Source organism: Candidatus Ruthia magnifica str. Cm (Calyptogena magnifica), from assembly GCF_000015105.1.
GTDB classification, from domain to species: domain Bacteria; phylum Pseudomonadota; class Gammaproteobacteria; order PS1; family Pseudothioglobaceae; genus Ruthia; species Ruthia magnifica.
Genome location: NC_008610.1, coordinates 333312 through 347781, shown reverse-complemented (window position 1 = coordinate 347781; position 14470 = coordinate 333312). Strand labels below are relative to the sequence as shown.

General features: G+C 34.0%; 13 protein-coding genes. 5 read left to right on the top strand and 8 right to left on the bottom strand.

Going from position 1 to position 14470, the window contains the following annotated elements:
• Positions 1–8: 8 nt before the first annotated feature.
• From RMAG_RS01635 to RMAG_RS01605, 7 genes are all read right to left on the bottom strand, one after another.
• Positions 9–284, bottom strand: coding sequence for a hypothetical protein (locus tag RMAG_RS01635; RefSeq protein WP_011737722.1), 276 nt, complete (start codon positions 282–284; stop codon positions 9–11).
• A complete protein-coding gene (gene nagZ / locus RMAG_RS01630; RefSeq protein WP_011737721.1) occupies positions 281–1264 on the bottom strand; it encodes a beta-N-acetylhexosaminidase in 984 nt (327 codons plus the stop codon). Before nagZ ends, RMAG_RS01635 begins: the two co-directional genes overlap by 4 nt.
• Positions 1261–2562, bottom strand: coding sequence for an AmpG family muropeptide MFS transporter (locus RMAG_RS01625; RefSeq protein ID WP_011737720.1), 1302 nt, complete (start codon positions 2560–2562; stop codon positions 1261–1263). Before RMAG_RS01625 ends, nagZ begins: the two co-directional genes overlap by 4 nt.
• Positions 2563–2976: a rhodanese-like domain-containing protein gene (locus RMAG_RS01620; protein ID WP_011737719.1), complete on the bottom strand. Its 414-nt coding sequence runs from the start codon at positions 2974–2976 to the stop codon at positions 2563–2565. It lies immediately after the preceding gene.
• A gap of 723 nt (positions 2977–3699) precedes the next feature.
• Positions 3700–4824, bottom strand: a complete 1125-nt coding sequence (glcF, locus tag RMAG_RS01615; protein ID WP_011737718.1) for a glycolate oxidase subunit GlcF — start codon at positions 4822–4824, stop codon at positions 3700–3702.
• A complete protein-coding gene (locus tag RMAG_RS01610) occupies positions 4824–5357 on the bottom strand; it encodes an FAD-binding protein (protein ID WP_011737717.1) in 534 nt (177 codons plus the stop codon). The genes glcF and RMAG_RS01610 overlap by 1 nt, the downstream gene beginning before the upstream one ends.
• On the bottom strand, positions 5357–6787 hold the full coding sequence (locus RMAG_RS01605) for an FAD-linked oxidase C-terminal domain-containing protein (protein ID WP_011737716.1): 1431 nt from the start codon (positions 6785–6787) through the stop codon (positions 5357–5359). The genes RMAG_RS01610 and RMAG_RS01605 overlap by 1 nt, the downstream gene beginning before the upstream one ends.
• 819 nt (positions 6788–7606) lie before the next feature.
• Here RMAG_RS01605 and RMAG_RS01595 point away from each other — a divergent pair.
• Positions 7607–8725, top strand: coding sequence for a pyridoxal-phosphate-dependent aminotransferase family protein (locus RMAG_RS01595; protein ID WP_011737715.1), 1119 nt, complete (start codon positions 7607–7609; stop codon positions 8723–8725).
• An 836-nt stretch (positions 8726–9561) separates the two neighbouring features.
• Here the strand turns inward: RMAG_RS01595 and RMAG_RS01590 are convergent.
• Entirely contained in the window at positions 9562–9795 is a 234-nt protein-coding gene (locus tag RMAG_RS01590; RefSeq protein ID WP_011737714.1) for a YfhL family 4Fe-4S dicluster ferredoxin, read from the bottom strand.
• Positions 9796–9912: 117 nt separating this feature from the next.
• Between RMAG_RS01590 and RMAG_RS01585 the strand changes: the two genes are divergently transcribed.
• From RMAG_RS01585 to RMAG_RS01570, 4 genes are read left to right on the top strand one after another with little or no spacing between them, the layout of a single operon-like run.
• Positions 9913–10914: a peptidylprolyl isomerase gene (locus RMAG_RS01585; RefSeq protein WP_011737713.1), complete on the top strand. Its 1002-nt coding sequence runs from the start codon at positions 9913–9915 to the stop codon at positions 10912–10914.
• A 5-nt stretch (positions 10915–10919) separates the two neighbouring features.
• Positions 10920–12005 (top strand): phospho-N-acetylmuramoyl-pentapeptide-transferase, encoded by a 1086-nt coding sequence (mraY, locus tag RMAG_RS01580; protein WP_011737712.1) that lies wholly within the window; start codon positions 10920–10922, stop codon positions 12003–12005.
• Positions 12006–12007: 2 nt separating this feature from the next.
• Positions 12008–12454 (top strand): deoxycytidylate deaminase, encoded by a 447-nt coding sequence (locus RMAG_RS01575; protein ID WP_011737711.1) that lies wholly within the window; start codon positions 12008–12010, stop codon positions 12452–12454.
• Positions 12454–14022, top strand: coding sequence for a peptide chain release factor 3 (locus RMAG_RS01570; protein WP_011737710.1), 1569 nt, complete (start codon positions 12454–12456; stop codon positions 14020–14022). The genes RMAG_RS01575 and RMAG_RS01570 overlap by 1 nt, the downstream gene beginning before the upstream one ends.
• Positions 14023–14470 lie beyond the last annotated feature (448 nt).

Below are 14470 nucleotides of genomic sequence, written 5' to 3'. Positions count from 1 at the left end.
TTTTTAATTCAAGCTTTTTTCAAATCATCAACTGAAAAACTTTGCACAACCTGTTCATCAGTATAAACAGGCTTCATCCTAGTGTGCGTACCTAAGGATTTTTCAATAGCGATTTGTCTACTAGTTACGATATCTAAACAATCGGTTATCATTTTTTGCGTTACTTGGCTAAGTGGGTGTTTTAATCCTGGTTTGGTCATGGTGTCTTTAGCAACAGCAATAAGGGTTTTTCTGACTGCGCCTAGAAGCTTAATTTCAAAATTTTGTGTGTTGTCATTGTTCATAATAAATCTCTAATGCTTGCTAAATGTTGTTGATGGTTAATTTTATCTGATTTAAACTTATAAAAACCTTGCATTGATTGTAATTTTTTACTCACGCCCCAATCTTTATCAATGATTTGTGCAACAAATTCTGGATGGTTGCATATAAGTACCATGTCACAACCGCTATCTAATGATGTTTTCACTCTATTGGTTATATCTTTAATGAAATGTGCACTCTGCATAGATAAATCATCACTAAAAATAACACCTTTAAATTTGAGTTGATTTTGCAAAATATCTTTAATCCACTTAGAGGAGAATCCTGCTATTTTGTCATCTACTTGAGTATAAACAACATGAGCATACATGAGCGCATCAAGTCCATGGTTAATTAATCTCTTAAAGGGTTTCATATCTTGTAACAAATCACTCATTGGTCTATCATCTATTGGCAAGTCAATGTGTGAATCTGCCGTAACAAATCCATGCCCTGGAAAATGCTTGCCAACACATTTCATACCCGCTTTGTGCATGCCACTAATTAAACTGCCTGCTAATTTTACAATCACATCAGGATTAGAATGAAAAGCTCTGTCGCCAATCACTTGGGAAGTATCATAGTTAATATCCAACACAGGTGCAAAAGAAAAATCTACACCAATGTCCAACAACTCATATGCTAAGACAAAACCACAAGAAAATGCTTTATCTATCACTATATCTGGATTTTTATCATACAATGCACCTAATTTTGACATGGCTGGTAGATGAGTAAATCCGTATCGAAAACGCTGTACTCTCCCACCTTCATGATCAACAGCAATCAGTAAGTTTTGGTTAACTTGACGAATGTCTTTAATTAATAAAGTTACTTGTTCAATAGATTCAAAATTACGCCCAAACAAAATAACACCACCAATAGATGGCTTAATCAATTGTTGTTTCTCTTGTGTGGTCAATGCCAATCCTGACACATCCATCATAATAGGACCCATCATATAAATAAATCTTTAAATTTTTTACCAATCCAAAATAGCATAATAAGGCTAGGAATTACCATGAGTGTCGTAATGGCAAAAAATACCGCCCATTCACCGCCAAAAGCAATGACCCAATCCTTACCTTCTAAGCTATCTACCAACAAGCCACTGCTGCTGGCAAATAAAATTTTGCCCAAATTACCCATAGAAGACATTAAAGCATATTGTGTAGCAGTATAAGTTTTATTAACCAAATAGGAAATGAACGCCACAAATGTCACAGTTGAAAAGGCAGAAGTGAAATTATCTAAAAATATGGTTAATGCTAGAAACTCCTTATCTGCACCAATTGTTGCTAGATAACTATACATCAAATTAGTAAGCGCCATTGACACGCCACCAATAAATAAGCCCTTAAGAAGTCCAAAACGAATGCTAACAAAACTTGCAATAATTGAAAAAATAATAGTCAAAGTTGAGCCTAGAAGTTTTGAATAAGTGGCTATATCAGTCTTAGAAAGACCGATATCATCATAAAAAACCAATGACATTTTCCCAAGAAACGCCTCTCCGATTTTAAAAAACATAATGAACAATAAAATTAAAATAGCCGTTATGCCAAAGCGGTTAAAAAAATCTTTAAACGGACTAAAGAAAGTCTCGTCTAGCCATTGCTTTGGTGTGTTAGTGACTGTTTGATTTGAATGCACTTCCTTTGGCATGAGCAATGTTGCTAGTATAAAGCCTAGCACAAAAAAACTCATAACAAAATACACCATTGACCAATTATTAGAATAATCTGCTAAGTAAAACGCAAATGCACCTAAAAATCCAAAGCCAAACCACCAACCACTTGTTGAAACGGCAGCAGCAGCAGCAATTTTTCCATCCTTATTTTCGCTAATTATTTCAATGCGATAAGCATCAATAACAATATCTTGAGTGGCTGAGGTGATAACGATTAATAACGCTATTAATGACACCCAAACAATGCTTATTTTAGGATCTGTCCATGATATAGCGATGATTAAAATAAACAATAAAATCTGTAAAAGTAGTAACCAACTACGTCTAAAACCAAGTGTTTTAAAAAATGGAATTTTAATTTTATCAAGTAATGGTGCCCATAACCAATTAATGGAATAAACAAAAAAAATTGAGCCAAAAAAACCGATTGCCGTGCGCGTCAGTCCAGCATCTTTAAGCCACAAAGTCATTGCTGAACCGATAATCACCCACGGAAAACCACTAGCAATACCATTTAAAAAGATAAACAACATACGTTTATCCAGGTAGGCGCTTAGTATTTTACTCACCTAACATTGCAACCAAGGCATACCATTATGACGCCAACCATTTAAGTTACCTCGCTGGTCATTTTCATCAAGACCCCCTTCAAAACCACTAACCACATGTGCTACATTAGTAAAGCCATTTTCAATTAAGCATTTTCCTGCATCATTTGAACGGTAACCACTACGACAAATTAAAATAATTTCGCGTTCCAAACCGTTGTTTTTATTTCCAACAAAACGCTTAATAGCAGCAATAAATTTGCCCTCATTAGGTTTCCAATCAGGGTCATCAAGCCAAGGTATAAAAATACATTCAATAGGTCTACCAACAAATTTATTTTCTGCCTCACAACGCACATCAATCAAAATGGCATTTTGATTGACTTGTAGGCGTTCAAAAGCTTTTTTTGGCAGGTATTCTATTAACTGATTCATCCTTCAATTATAGCAACATCTTCTCCTATGTGAATCTTTTCAAATAATTCAGCAATATCTTGATTTTGCATACGAATACAGTCTAGTCTTTACGTATTTTTATTATGTTCTTCGATCCCATCAAGTTATAAAATTCAAATTAATATCCAATTTCTATCAGTTTATTCGTTAAATAATTATTTTGAATAAATATAACCTAATTCTACATTATTACCAATTTTTTCACTGATTTTAAATCGTACAATTGATATACAAAACAAACTTTATACCTCGACCACACCGTTGATTGAACTTGAAATTAAATAATATTTTTGCAAGACATTATCTTGATAATAATCCAATCATACATAGTATATGTCAAGTCTAGCAAAATTAATTTTTCAATATCCTGAAAATTAGTAACCAATTTTCTTTTAAATGATACTCTTGATAACCCAATCATTCACCTACTAACTTATGTGTCAAATATCTTTTCATACAAAATAACATTACCAACTAAATTATTCATAATTGATTTCAAATCATCAAACATTTCTTGAGCATTGTTATAAATTATGACACCCTTGTCTTACTCTAAGTTTCGAATAACCTATATCGTTTCAACATTTACAATCTTTCCTGTATTATTCAATGTCTGATACTTTTGATAATCCATTACTAGCATTAAAAATAGTTTATTTTGTTTTAAATAGTTGCTTAAAGTTTTTTACATAATTTTTTATTCTAATTGTCTAATAATTCTACCCAATGTTTAATAGGTATTTTAGTGCCTTTTTGTAAGTGTATTAAGCAACCTATATTTGCAGTAACAATCACTTCTGGATTATCTGATTGCAAGTTTTGTAACTTGTTAATTTTTAACTGTTGAGAGAGTTTCGGCTGAAAAATTGAATAAGTACCCGCTGAACCACAACATAAATGTGAATCAACAATAGGTGTTTGCTGATAACCAAGTAAATTTAAAATAGAATCAACCAATCCGCCTAATTGTTGTCCGTGTTGTAATGTACAAGGCTCGTGATAAGAAATATTAACTTTCTCTAAATTAAGCTGACTTAAATCTTTATCAGACAAAAACTCAGCAATGTCTTTAGTCTTATTAACAATAAGCTGTGCTTTTTGATAATAAGGGTCTAATACTTCAAACATAGAAACGTAATCTTTAACCATTAATCCACAACCACTAGCACTAGAGATAATTACCTCAGACTCAATTTTAAGCCAAGCATCAATATTTCGCTTGATTTTAGCCAAGGCATCGTGACTAGCACTTAAATGTTGATCAATCGCACCACAACATTGTTTTTGTGGTGTTTCTACAGTTTCATAACCTAATTTTGCTAGAATATTTTTAATGCTATGGTTAATATTAGGCGCAAGTACAGATTGCACACAACCACCTAACAACAAAACTTTGCCAATTTTTACAATAGGTTTAATAGGTTTTCCTTTTATTTTAGAATGCCTAAAAATAAACCCAATTGGATTAAATAAAATAGGAGTGGTTAAAAATTGACGAATAAAGTATCGAGATACCTTTTGCCAAAATGGACGTTTTTGTTCTACAAATTCACGCCCAATATTTACTAATTGACCATATTCAACACCTGATGGACAAGTGGTTTCACATGACCTGCATGTTAAACAACGATCCAAACGAATAATACTTTGCTTGGAAAAATGATGATTTTCCAAAGCCGACTTAATCAAATAAATACGTCCACGAGGTGAATCTAATTCATCGCCTAATAATTGATAAGTCGGACAAGTAGCTAGACAAAATCCACAATGGACACATTTTCTAATAATATCATTAGCTTTAAGATTTTGAATATCAATGGTTCGCATTAGTGAAAAATTCCTCTAGGATCAAATACTTGTTTTAATTTTCTCTCAATTTGTTGACGCAACTGCGAGGTAGTTGTTCGTTTAATAGATGCTGATAACTGAGTAATATACGAAATTGGGATGACCTTAAAACTAATTTGTGTAATTAAAGCTAACTTACCTTTTGAGCCAACCAGTAAACGTGCCACATCATAGCCTGCTACATTTTTCATCACCTGACCACCAAAATTTAAATATTCTCCAGTACCATCGATAATTTTAACACCCAGCACGCAATCTGACAAATCCTGAGCACCTTGTGCATAAGCAGCACCAATGCTCATATCAGCTATTTTTATAAAAAATGGCAACGTTTGGTTATGCTTAGCTAGTTTCATTTGAATGTCACTAATTTTGGTACCAGCTTTGATTGTAATGACCAACTCTTCTGGAAAATATTCAATCACACCTACATGTGCTAGCCATTCACTATTAATATGTAAATTATTAGCATCTTTAATCAGTTCTTGTAATTGAATAATTCGATTTGACATTAAAAGCGTTCCAATTCAAGATAAGGCAATTTGCCATGATGTACATGCATCGCACCCAATTCTGCACAACGATGTAATTCTGGCACAGCTTTTCCAGGATTGAGCAAAGACTTAGGGTCAAATACAGATTTAATTTTGTGAAAAATTGCCAATTCTTTTGCATTGAATTGATGACACATAGCATTTAATTTTTCAACACCCACCCCATGCTCCCCTGTGATAGTGCCACCCATATCTACGCTAAGTTTTAAAATCTCAGTGCCGAATTCTTCCACTTTTTCTGATTCACCTTCTATATTTGCATCGTACAAAATAAGCGGGTGCAAATTGCCATCACCTGCATGAAAAACATTGGCGACTCTGAGTTGATATTTCCTACTCAACTCATTGATTTTTTCTAACATATCTGCTAGATGTCGCCTTGGAATCGTGCCATCCATACAATAATAATCAGGGGACAATCTGCCTACTGCAGGAAAAGCAGACTTACGTCCTTTCCAAAAATTAAGTCGCTCTTCTTCGCCTTCAGATACTTTCAAAGTCGATGCACTTGATAAGACTTTTAATACACGATCAAGTTCTGATTGCACTTGTGCTTGTGTGCCATCAAGCTCACAAAGCAATAACGCCTTAGCATCTAGTGGATAACCAACTTTAGCAAACCTTTCAGCTGCCTCAATAGCAAAACTATCCATCATTTCTAACCCAGCAGGAATAATACCATCCCTAATAATATCTGACACTACATTGGCACAATCTCTAACAGAGCCAAATCCTGCCATTACCACTCTAGCAAGGACAGGTGTTGGTGTAAGTTTAACTGTAATTTCAATAATAATGCCCAGCAAACCTTCTGAACCATTCATAAGTGCTAACAATCCCAGTCCATCATCTTGACGAGATAGTATTAACTCATCACCATCAATGGTTAGTATTTTAATTGCCTTAACATTATGCACCGTTAATCCATATTTTAAACAATGCACTCCGCCAGAATTTTCAGCCACATTTCCGCCAATTGTACAAATAATTTGACTTGATGGATCAGGCGCATAATAAAGGCAGTGCTGTGCCACTGCTTCACTAATGGCGATATTTCTTACACCAGGCTCAACTATAGCCAGCCGATTTTTCACATCAATTAATATCACCCGATTCAACTTAGATAAGCCCAATACAATTGATTTTTCAAGCGGCATTGCTCCACCTGCCAAACCCGTCCCCGCACCCCGTGTTACCACTGGTGTATTATTGACTTTGCAAATTTTCAATACTTGCTTAATTTGCGCAATATTCTCTGGTAATACCACCGCCAAAGGATTTTGCCTATACATACTTAGACCATCACACTCAAACGGACGAGTGTTTTCCTTACCCGTAAGGACAATCCCCTTAGGTAATTGTGTTAAAAGTTGCTGTATGACTTTCATTAGTCAAATCTGCTTTCTATCCAAGCTGGCTCTTTTCGACAATCAAGTACTGCATAAATAATAATTTCCCTGATTTTAACTGTACAGTAAAAAGAAAAACACTTTGAAAGTAGGCAATGATATTTTCCAAAAAGAATTAAATACACTCCATGATAAACAAGTAGTGAATCAACATCTGAAAACAAACTATCAAGGATATAATTTTTCTTGTTGTTAATAAAATTGATGACCATTAAGTAAATCGTCATTAGCTATCGGCAATATTTTTATGTTCATTCAATCTTATTACGTATTTGTTGCTTAGCTCTCTCCCAGTCCATAGAGAACTAAACACCACTTGCATACTGTTCTTCACATAAATTTAAAACAGACTCATGCCAATTCGACGATTCAAACGAACCGTGCTGGCACAAGTCGTTCCAAAGCATCCCCATAGTAGATAACTTCTCTACCATTGTCATATCTTTAGGCAATATTGTAATCATATTATTTCTCTCAATTAACTGTAAAAATCATTATTAACTGTATTTTGACATATCATTGTCTATTATTTCTGATTAATAATCATTTTAGAGTCAAAATAATTTTAGATATTTAGTTATTTTCTAATTTTCCTTTCAGGTTATAAACATCCCTCCAATAGATACCTTTAAATCTTGGTCTAAATATGGCTCATTATTTCTATTTTCTGAAGGTGATCGACAATATTTACATAATAATCATTCGCAAAACCCTCAGATAAAGTAAGCGATAATTCATAAATAATTGGTATCCGAGCCATTATAATAGTTTTTTATTTATTTTAATCCTTATAGTATTATGCAATCATTTAACCCACCAGTAAGAACGTTAATGGGGCCAGGTCCTTCTGATGTACATCCAAGAATTTTATCCGCCATGGCAAGGCCTACTATTGGGCATTTAGACCCTGCTTTTGTGAGTATGATGGATGAGACTAAAGAGGGCCTAAAAACTATTTTTAAAACTAGAAATAAATTGACTCTACCTGTATCAGCACCTGGTTCTGCGGGTATGGAAACTTGTTTCTCTAATTTAGTTGAGCCTGATGATAAGGTTATTGTGTGTATTAATGGTGTATTTGGCATGCGCATGAAAGAAAATGTGACTCGTTTAGGGGGTAAGGCAATTATTGTTGAGGATAATTGGGGTGAAGCGGTTAGTGCTAACAAGCTAGAAGAAGCTTTAAAAAATAACCCAGATGCCAGTATTGTTGCTTTTGTGCATGCTGAGACTTCAACAGGTGCACAATCTGATGCCAAAACCTTATGCAAACTTGCGCACCAGTATGATTGTATTACCATTGTTGACGCAGTTACTTCTTTGGGTGGTACTGAATTACGTGTTGATGAATGGGAAATTGATGCGATTTATTCAGGTACACAAAAATGTTTATCTGCCATGCCAGGTATTTCACCTATCAGCTTTGGCGAGCGTGCCATTAAAAAACTTAGCATACGAAAAACACCTGTTAGCAGTTGGTTTTTAGACCTTAATTTAGTGATGGAATATTGGAGTGAAGGCGCTAAACGTACCTATCACCACACTGCACCTGTTAATACGCTATACGGCTTACATGAATCATTAGTGATGATATTGAAAGAAGGTATTGAAAATTCTTGGACGCGTCATCAAAAAAACCACGAGCTGTTAAGAGATGGTTTAGAGGCAATGGGTATTAACTTTTTAGTAAATAAAAAAGATCGCTTACCACAATTAAATTCTGTGTTTATCCCTGAAGGTGTTGACGACGTACAAATTCGCGCCACACTACTTAATGATTATAATCTTGAAATTGGCGCAGGTCTTGGTGTTTATGCTGGTAAAATTTGGCGTATCGGTTTAATGGGTTATGCTTCAAGAAAAGAAAATATCATTTTATGTCTATCAGCGCTTAAGGAAATTTTAGCGAGTAAATAATATTTGTATTTCTTCATACTTGCTTTTAAGCGGTATGAAGAAAATAAAAAATCATACTAACTGAGCACCAACACATCGGTTGAATTAAAGAACCTCATCATCTAAAACTAAATAAAAGATTCCCTAGTAGTTCACTTTCCTAGCAACAAATAAACGCACCTAAGGCAAATAAATTCTCCGAGTTATTCGTGAAGAGGTTGATGGATAAATAAACCATAGATTGTTAATATTTGAGAGATGCCATTAAAGATAAAGTTAGAATTTTTCTTGTCATCACCTTTTAAGTCAGCTAATATTAAACAAAGGATTATCTATATGGTTTAAAATTAAAAAATAATTTGCACTTTAACCAAAAAAATACAAAAAGATGACGGTTTAGAATTATGAATGTTAGCTTGGTAATTGGTTTTAAAAAACATCTTATTTTACTAGATTTAGTACAAGGACGCACTTCTAATATTGCTTTTTCCAGATAATTTACACTAAGCTACAGCATTTATACTACTCTTGCCTTTTTGTACCTACTCAATATAAGCCTTATTCTCACAATTTACAATAATTTGGCTTAATGACGACTCATCAAGATGAAGCGTTAATTAATGTCTTTCCACAAGATAACAAGTTTAAGCATCGTTATTTCCAGTTACTTAAACAAACCTATGTTAAAGTATATCATTCGGATTTTTGTAAAATTACAAAAGAATTAAACTATTTAAGTGAAAGAAAACTTACTTATAAACTTTAACTAAGCAGCTTTATAAAGAAAAGATTAAGTTATTTGATTAACTCGTGTATCAAGTTTTTATGATAAATAAATCAAAAGTAGATTCTTTCAACTACTTTATTTTTGCCAACAATTCCTCTTCAGTTTCAACACTATTAGGATCAGACAAACAACAATCAACTGGACAAACTTCAACACATTGTGGCTCGTCAAAATGACCTTTGCATTCTGTACATTTATCGCCATCAATCTCATAAATTTCATCACCCATATAAATAGCATCATTAGGGCATTCTGGCTCACAAACATCACAATTAATACATTCGTCTGTAATCAATAAAGACATGCTCTTCTCCTAGATTATTGAAACAATAAATTTAAACTATATCTTACCGTATTGTAGGTATCATAATTATTTTTCATTGGTATCTTTTCTGATCAGTTTTTCAACTATATTATTGATATGACATATCGCTTATTCTTACTATTAACATTGATTATTTCACTACCGTCACAAGCCAAATTAGAAGAGGGTTTGTATGCCAATTTACATACTAATCAAGGAGATATTATTCTCAAATTTGAGTTTGAAAAAACACCACTAACTGTGATTAATTTTGTGGGTTTAGCGCAAGGTAAAAAACATTCAAATATTCAAATCGGAAAACCTTTTTACAATGGCTTAAAATTTCATAGAGTAATTGATAATTTTATTGTTCAAGGAGGTGATCCAAAAGGTAATGGCACTGGTGGTCCAGGTTATCAATTTATAGATGAAATTACCGACGACCTTAAGCATGATGATGGTGGTATTTTATCCATGGCAAATTCTGGCCCCAATACCAATGGCTCGCAATTTTTTATCACTTATAAAGCTGCGCCTTGGCTAGACGGAAAACATACCGTCTTTGGTCGTGTTGTTGAAGGCATGAATGTGGTTAATCGTATTAAGCAAGATGACTTTATTCGTAAGGTTAATATTATTCGTATTGGTGAAAAAGCGAAAAACTTTCAAACTGACGAAGCAGCGTTTCAAGCAACTAATGCAAAATATACAAGCAAAGAAGAGAAACAACTGGCTCATAAAAAACAAAGCTTAGTCAAATTTGTCAACCAAAACTATCCAAATACTAAATTGATGACAGCAGGATATTTTGTTGAAATTAACCAAATAGGTAAAGACAATCAACCCAAAAAAGGAGATTTAGTTAAGATTAATTTATCAATTGATTTAAGCGATGGAACAAGTATACGAAAAGCCGAAAAACCATTGCAATTCGCTGCAGGATCTGGCGCTTTAATCAAACTTATTGATGATGAAGTACTGCAAATGACACTTAATGAAAAACGTATTATCATCGCTTCTCTTAACCAAATTTATAGTGACAACAAGCGTAGCAATCTCTCGCAAGACTCTATTCTAATTTTTAAATTAGAATTGTTATCAATTAACGACATTCGATAAACTCTATGTTTTTAGAATTAATCAACTTTCTTGCTCAGTTTGATGCTGGATTTAACGTCTTAAACTACTTAACTGTTCGAGCTATACTTGCCATGCTAAGTGCCTTATTTTTTAGCCTTATGTTAGGGCGTGTTTTTATTAATCAACTACAACAATACCAAATTGGACAAATCATCAGAACTGACGGTCCTAAATCACATTTAATCAAAGCAGGAACACCAACCATGGGTGGCATACTAATTTTATTTACATTTATGATTAGTGTTTTAATTTGGGGCGATTGGTCTAATATCTACCTATGGATTGTTATTGTTACTTCTATTATATTTGGCACTATTGGTTTTACAGATGATTATATAAAAATTAAGCATAAATCATCAAATGGTTTAAGTTTCTCAATAAAATTTCTAACTCAATCATTGGGTGCTATTGTGATTAGCACTTGGATTGTGCTGATCTCTCAAGATTCTATTCAAACACAGTTACTTATCCCGTTTTTTAAAGATACAATGCTGCCATTAGGTATTATCGGTTTTTTAATATTGTCATATTTTGTCATTGTTGGGAGTTCTAATGCGGTTAATTTAACTGACGGTTTAGACGGCCTTGCTATTATGCCAGTCATACTTATATCAGGTGCATTGGCTATTTTTGCCTATCTTAGTGGTCACTATAATTTTTCAAGTTACCTTAATATACCATTCATGCCAGGCACTGGAGAATTGTTTGTTATTTGTGCAGCACTCATTGGTGCTGGATTGGGATTTTTATGGTTTAACACCTATCCTGCTGAAATTTTTATGGGTGATGTGGGTTCATTGTTCTTAGGTGCTATTTTGGCAGTAATTACTATTTTAATTCGCCAAGAAATTTTACTATTTATTATGGGTAGTGTATTTGTCGCTGAGACTTTATCTGTGATTATTCAAGTGAGTTATTACAAACGATATAAAAAACGTATTTTCCTAATGGCACCCCTTCACCACCACTTTGAAAAAAAAGGCATGTCTGAGCCAAAAATTATCGTACGTTTTTGGATGGTGACTTTAATCTTAGTGCTAGTTAGTTTGGCATCTATTAAAATACGTTAATTATGAACATTTTAGACAAATGGGATGAGCGCTACTTATCACTAGCAAAAGAAATTTCTACTTGGTCAAAAGATCCTTCTACACAGGTCGGTGCCATTACCGTAGGTCAAAAAAAAGAGGTTTTATCCCAAGGATTTAATGGCTTCCCAAGAGGAATTCATGATTCTGATGATCGTTATAATCATCGAGAAACCAAATATCAATTTGTGGTCCATGCAGAAATGAACGCTATTTATAATGCCACTTATTCTGGCACTTCACTTGATGGAGCAACTTTATATGTTTACGGGTTGCCTATTTGCTTAGAATGTGCCAAAGGTATTATTCAAGTTGGCATTAAAAAAGTGATCATAGAAAAATCAAGAGAGTTAGACAATTGGAATCAAAGCGTTGGACTATCACAAAAAATGTTTATTGAAGCTAGTATTGAACTGATGATTAAAGACTAATGAACGAGATATCCAAACGCCGTACTTTTGCGATTATTTCTCACCCTGATGCCGGCAAAACCACAGTCACCGAAAAATTGCTATTGTATGCAGGTGCAATTAAAACAGCGGGTAGTGTTAAGGCGCGCAAAGCCAATACACATGCAACATCTGATTGGATGGAAGTGGAAAAAGAAAGAGGAATTTCTATTACTTCATCCATTATGCAATTTGCATATGACAATCATGTGATTAATTTATTAGACACACCAGGACATGAGGATTTTTCTGAGGATACCTATCGTACTCTAACGGCAGTAGATTCAGCTCTCATGGTTATTGACGCTGCTAAAGGTGTGGAAATGCGAACTATTAAGCTCATGGAAGTTTGTCGTTTACGTAACACGCCAATTCTAACTTTTATCAATAAGCTGGATCGAGAAGGTAAAGAACCAATTGATTTACTAGATGAAATAGAGACCGTACTTAATATTGAATGTGCACCTATTACTTGGCCAATTGGTATGGGTAAACATTTTAAAGGCATTGTACATCTACTTGAAGATAAAGTTTATTTATGCGAAATTGGGAAGAATTCTAAAATTGGTGAATATATTATTATTGACGACGTTAATAATTCTCAACTTGATGAAATTTTAGGTGAAGATACCATTCTTAAAATACGTGAAGAAATTGAGCTTATTCACGAGACAACCACGCCATTTAGTTTAGATGAGTTTCTAGCTGGTAAACAAACTCCAGTATTTTTTGGTTCAGCCATTTCAAACTTTGGTATTCAAAATTTACTTGATGGCTTTATACAGTACGCACCCACACCAAAAAATCGTGAATCGGATGTACGAGAAGTCAAGCCTGATGAGGACAAACTGACTGGCTTTGTTTTCAAAATTCAAGCCAATATGAACCCAAAACATCATGATCGTCTTGCTTTTATGCGCATCGTTAGTGGACAGTACAAAAAGGGCATGAAAGTCCTGCAAGTATCAACCAACAAACAAATAAAAATTAGTAATGCAGTGACTTTCATGTCTAACGAACGCACCTTCGCAGAGGTGGCTTACGCTGGCGATATAATTGGTATCCACAACCATGGGGGTATTAGCATTGGAGACACCTTTACCCAAGGCGAAAAACTCACTTTTCAGGGCATTCCAAATTTTTCACCAGAGCTTTTCCGTCGTGCTCAACTTAAAGACCCGCTTAAAACCAAAGCCTTGCAAAAAGGCTTAAAGCAGCTTTCGGAAGAAGGTGCGACCCAAGTATTTCACCCAATTATCAATTCATCACAAATTTTAGGTGCTGTTGGTATTTTGCAATTTGACGTGGTAGCACACCGTTTAAAACATGAATACGGTGTTGATTGTCAATTTGAAACCATTAACATCGCAACAGCACGCTGGGTAACAGGTAGTGACAAGGACATTGAACAGCTTAAAATAAAAGCAGGTAATAATATTGCTATCGATGCAAGAGGTATGCTCGCTTATCTTGCACCATCCAGTGTTAACTTGCAATTAACCATAGAACGCTACCCTAACTTAGTTTTTTTAGCAACCCGTGAGCATTAATTAAAAAAATTGCTTGAATAATACAATTTTTCACAACGCCAATTCTCTTATCCAGAATCATTTTTTTAAAGCATTATCCTTAAACATTTTCCAAATGTAAAAAAATAGCGTACAGTTTCTAAATATCGTCTCACTAAAATAACAAGAACTAAAAGCGTAACAATCAAACTTTTTTCCAAAAAAAGATACAATAGTCCATCCAGTATTTCATAAAACTAGCAAAAGCAGTTATGTACAATTATTTTTTTAGCCACTGAATCAAACCCAGTGTACAATTTTTGTGTAATTAGCTGCAAGTTGTAATCAATCATTAACACAACTCCAATTAGCGTTAAAGCAGTAATTACCAAGCAAACCAATATAAATAGCGCATTAAATCTATATCTAACTACTTTATAACAGCAAAATTTTGCATTTTTAATGATGTTATTAATATCATAATTAGTGA

Coding starts and splice junctions, on each gene's coding strand:
- RMAG_RS01635 (WP_011737722.1), bottom strand. CDS start 284: ATGAACAATGACAACACACAAAATTTTGAAATTAAGCTTCTAGGCGCA.
- nagZ (WP_011737721.1), bottom strand. CDS start 1,264: ATGATGGGTCCTATTATGATGGATGTGTCAGGATTGGCATTGACCACA.
- RMAG_RS01620 (WP_011737719.1), bottom strand. CDS start 2,976: ATGAATCAGTTAATAGAATACCTGCCAAAAAAAGCTTTTGAACGCCTA.
- glcF (WP_011737718.1), bottom strand. CDS start 4,824: ATGCGAACCATTGATATTCAAAATCTTAAAGCTAATGATATTATTAGA.
- RMAG_RS01610 (WP_011737717.1), bottom strand. CDS start 5,357: ATGTCAAATCGAATTATTCAATTACAAGAACTGATTAAAGATGCTAAT.
- RMAG_RS01605 (WP_011737716.1), bottom strand. CDS start 6,787: ATGAAAGTCATACAGCAACTTTTAACACAATTACCTAAGGGGATTGTC.
- RMAG_RS01595 (WP_011737715.1), top strand. CDS start 7,607: ATGCAATCATTTAACCCACCAGTAAGAACGTTAATGGGGCCAGGTCCT.
- RMAG_RS01590 (WP_011737714.1), bottom strand. CDS start 9,795: ATGTCTTTATTGATTACAGACGAATGTATTAATTGTGATGTTTGTGAG.
- RMAG_RS01585 (WP_011737713.1), top strand. CDS start 9,913: ATGACATATCGCTTATTCTTACTATTAACATTGATTATTTCACTACCG.
- mraY (WP_011737712.1), top strand. CDS start 10,920: ATGTTTTTAGAATTAATCAACTTTCTTGCTCAGTTTGATGCTGGATTT.
- RMAG_RS01575 (WP_011737711.1), top strand. CDS start 12,008: ATGAACATTTTAGACAAATGGGATGAGCGCTACTTATCACTAGCAAAA.
- RMAG_RS01570 (WP_011737710.1), top strand. CDS start 12,454: ATGAACGAGATATCCAAACGCCGTACTTTTGCGATTATTTCTCACCCT.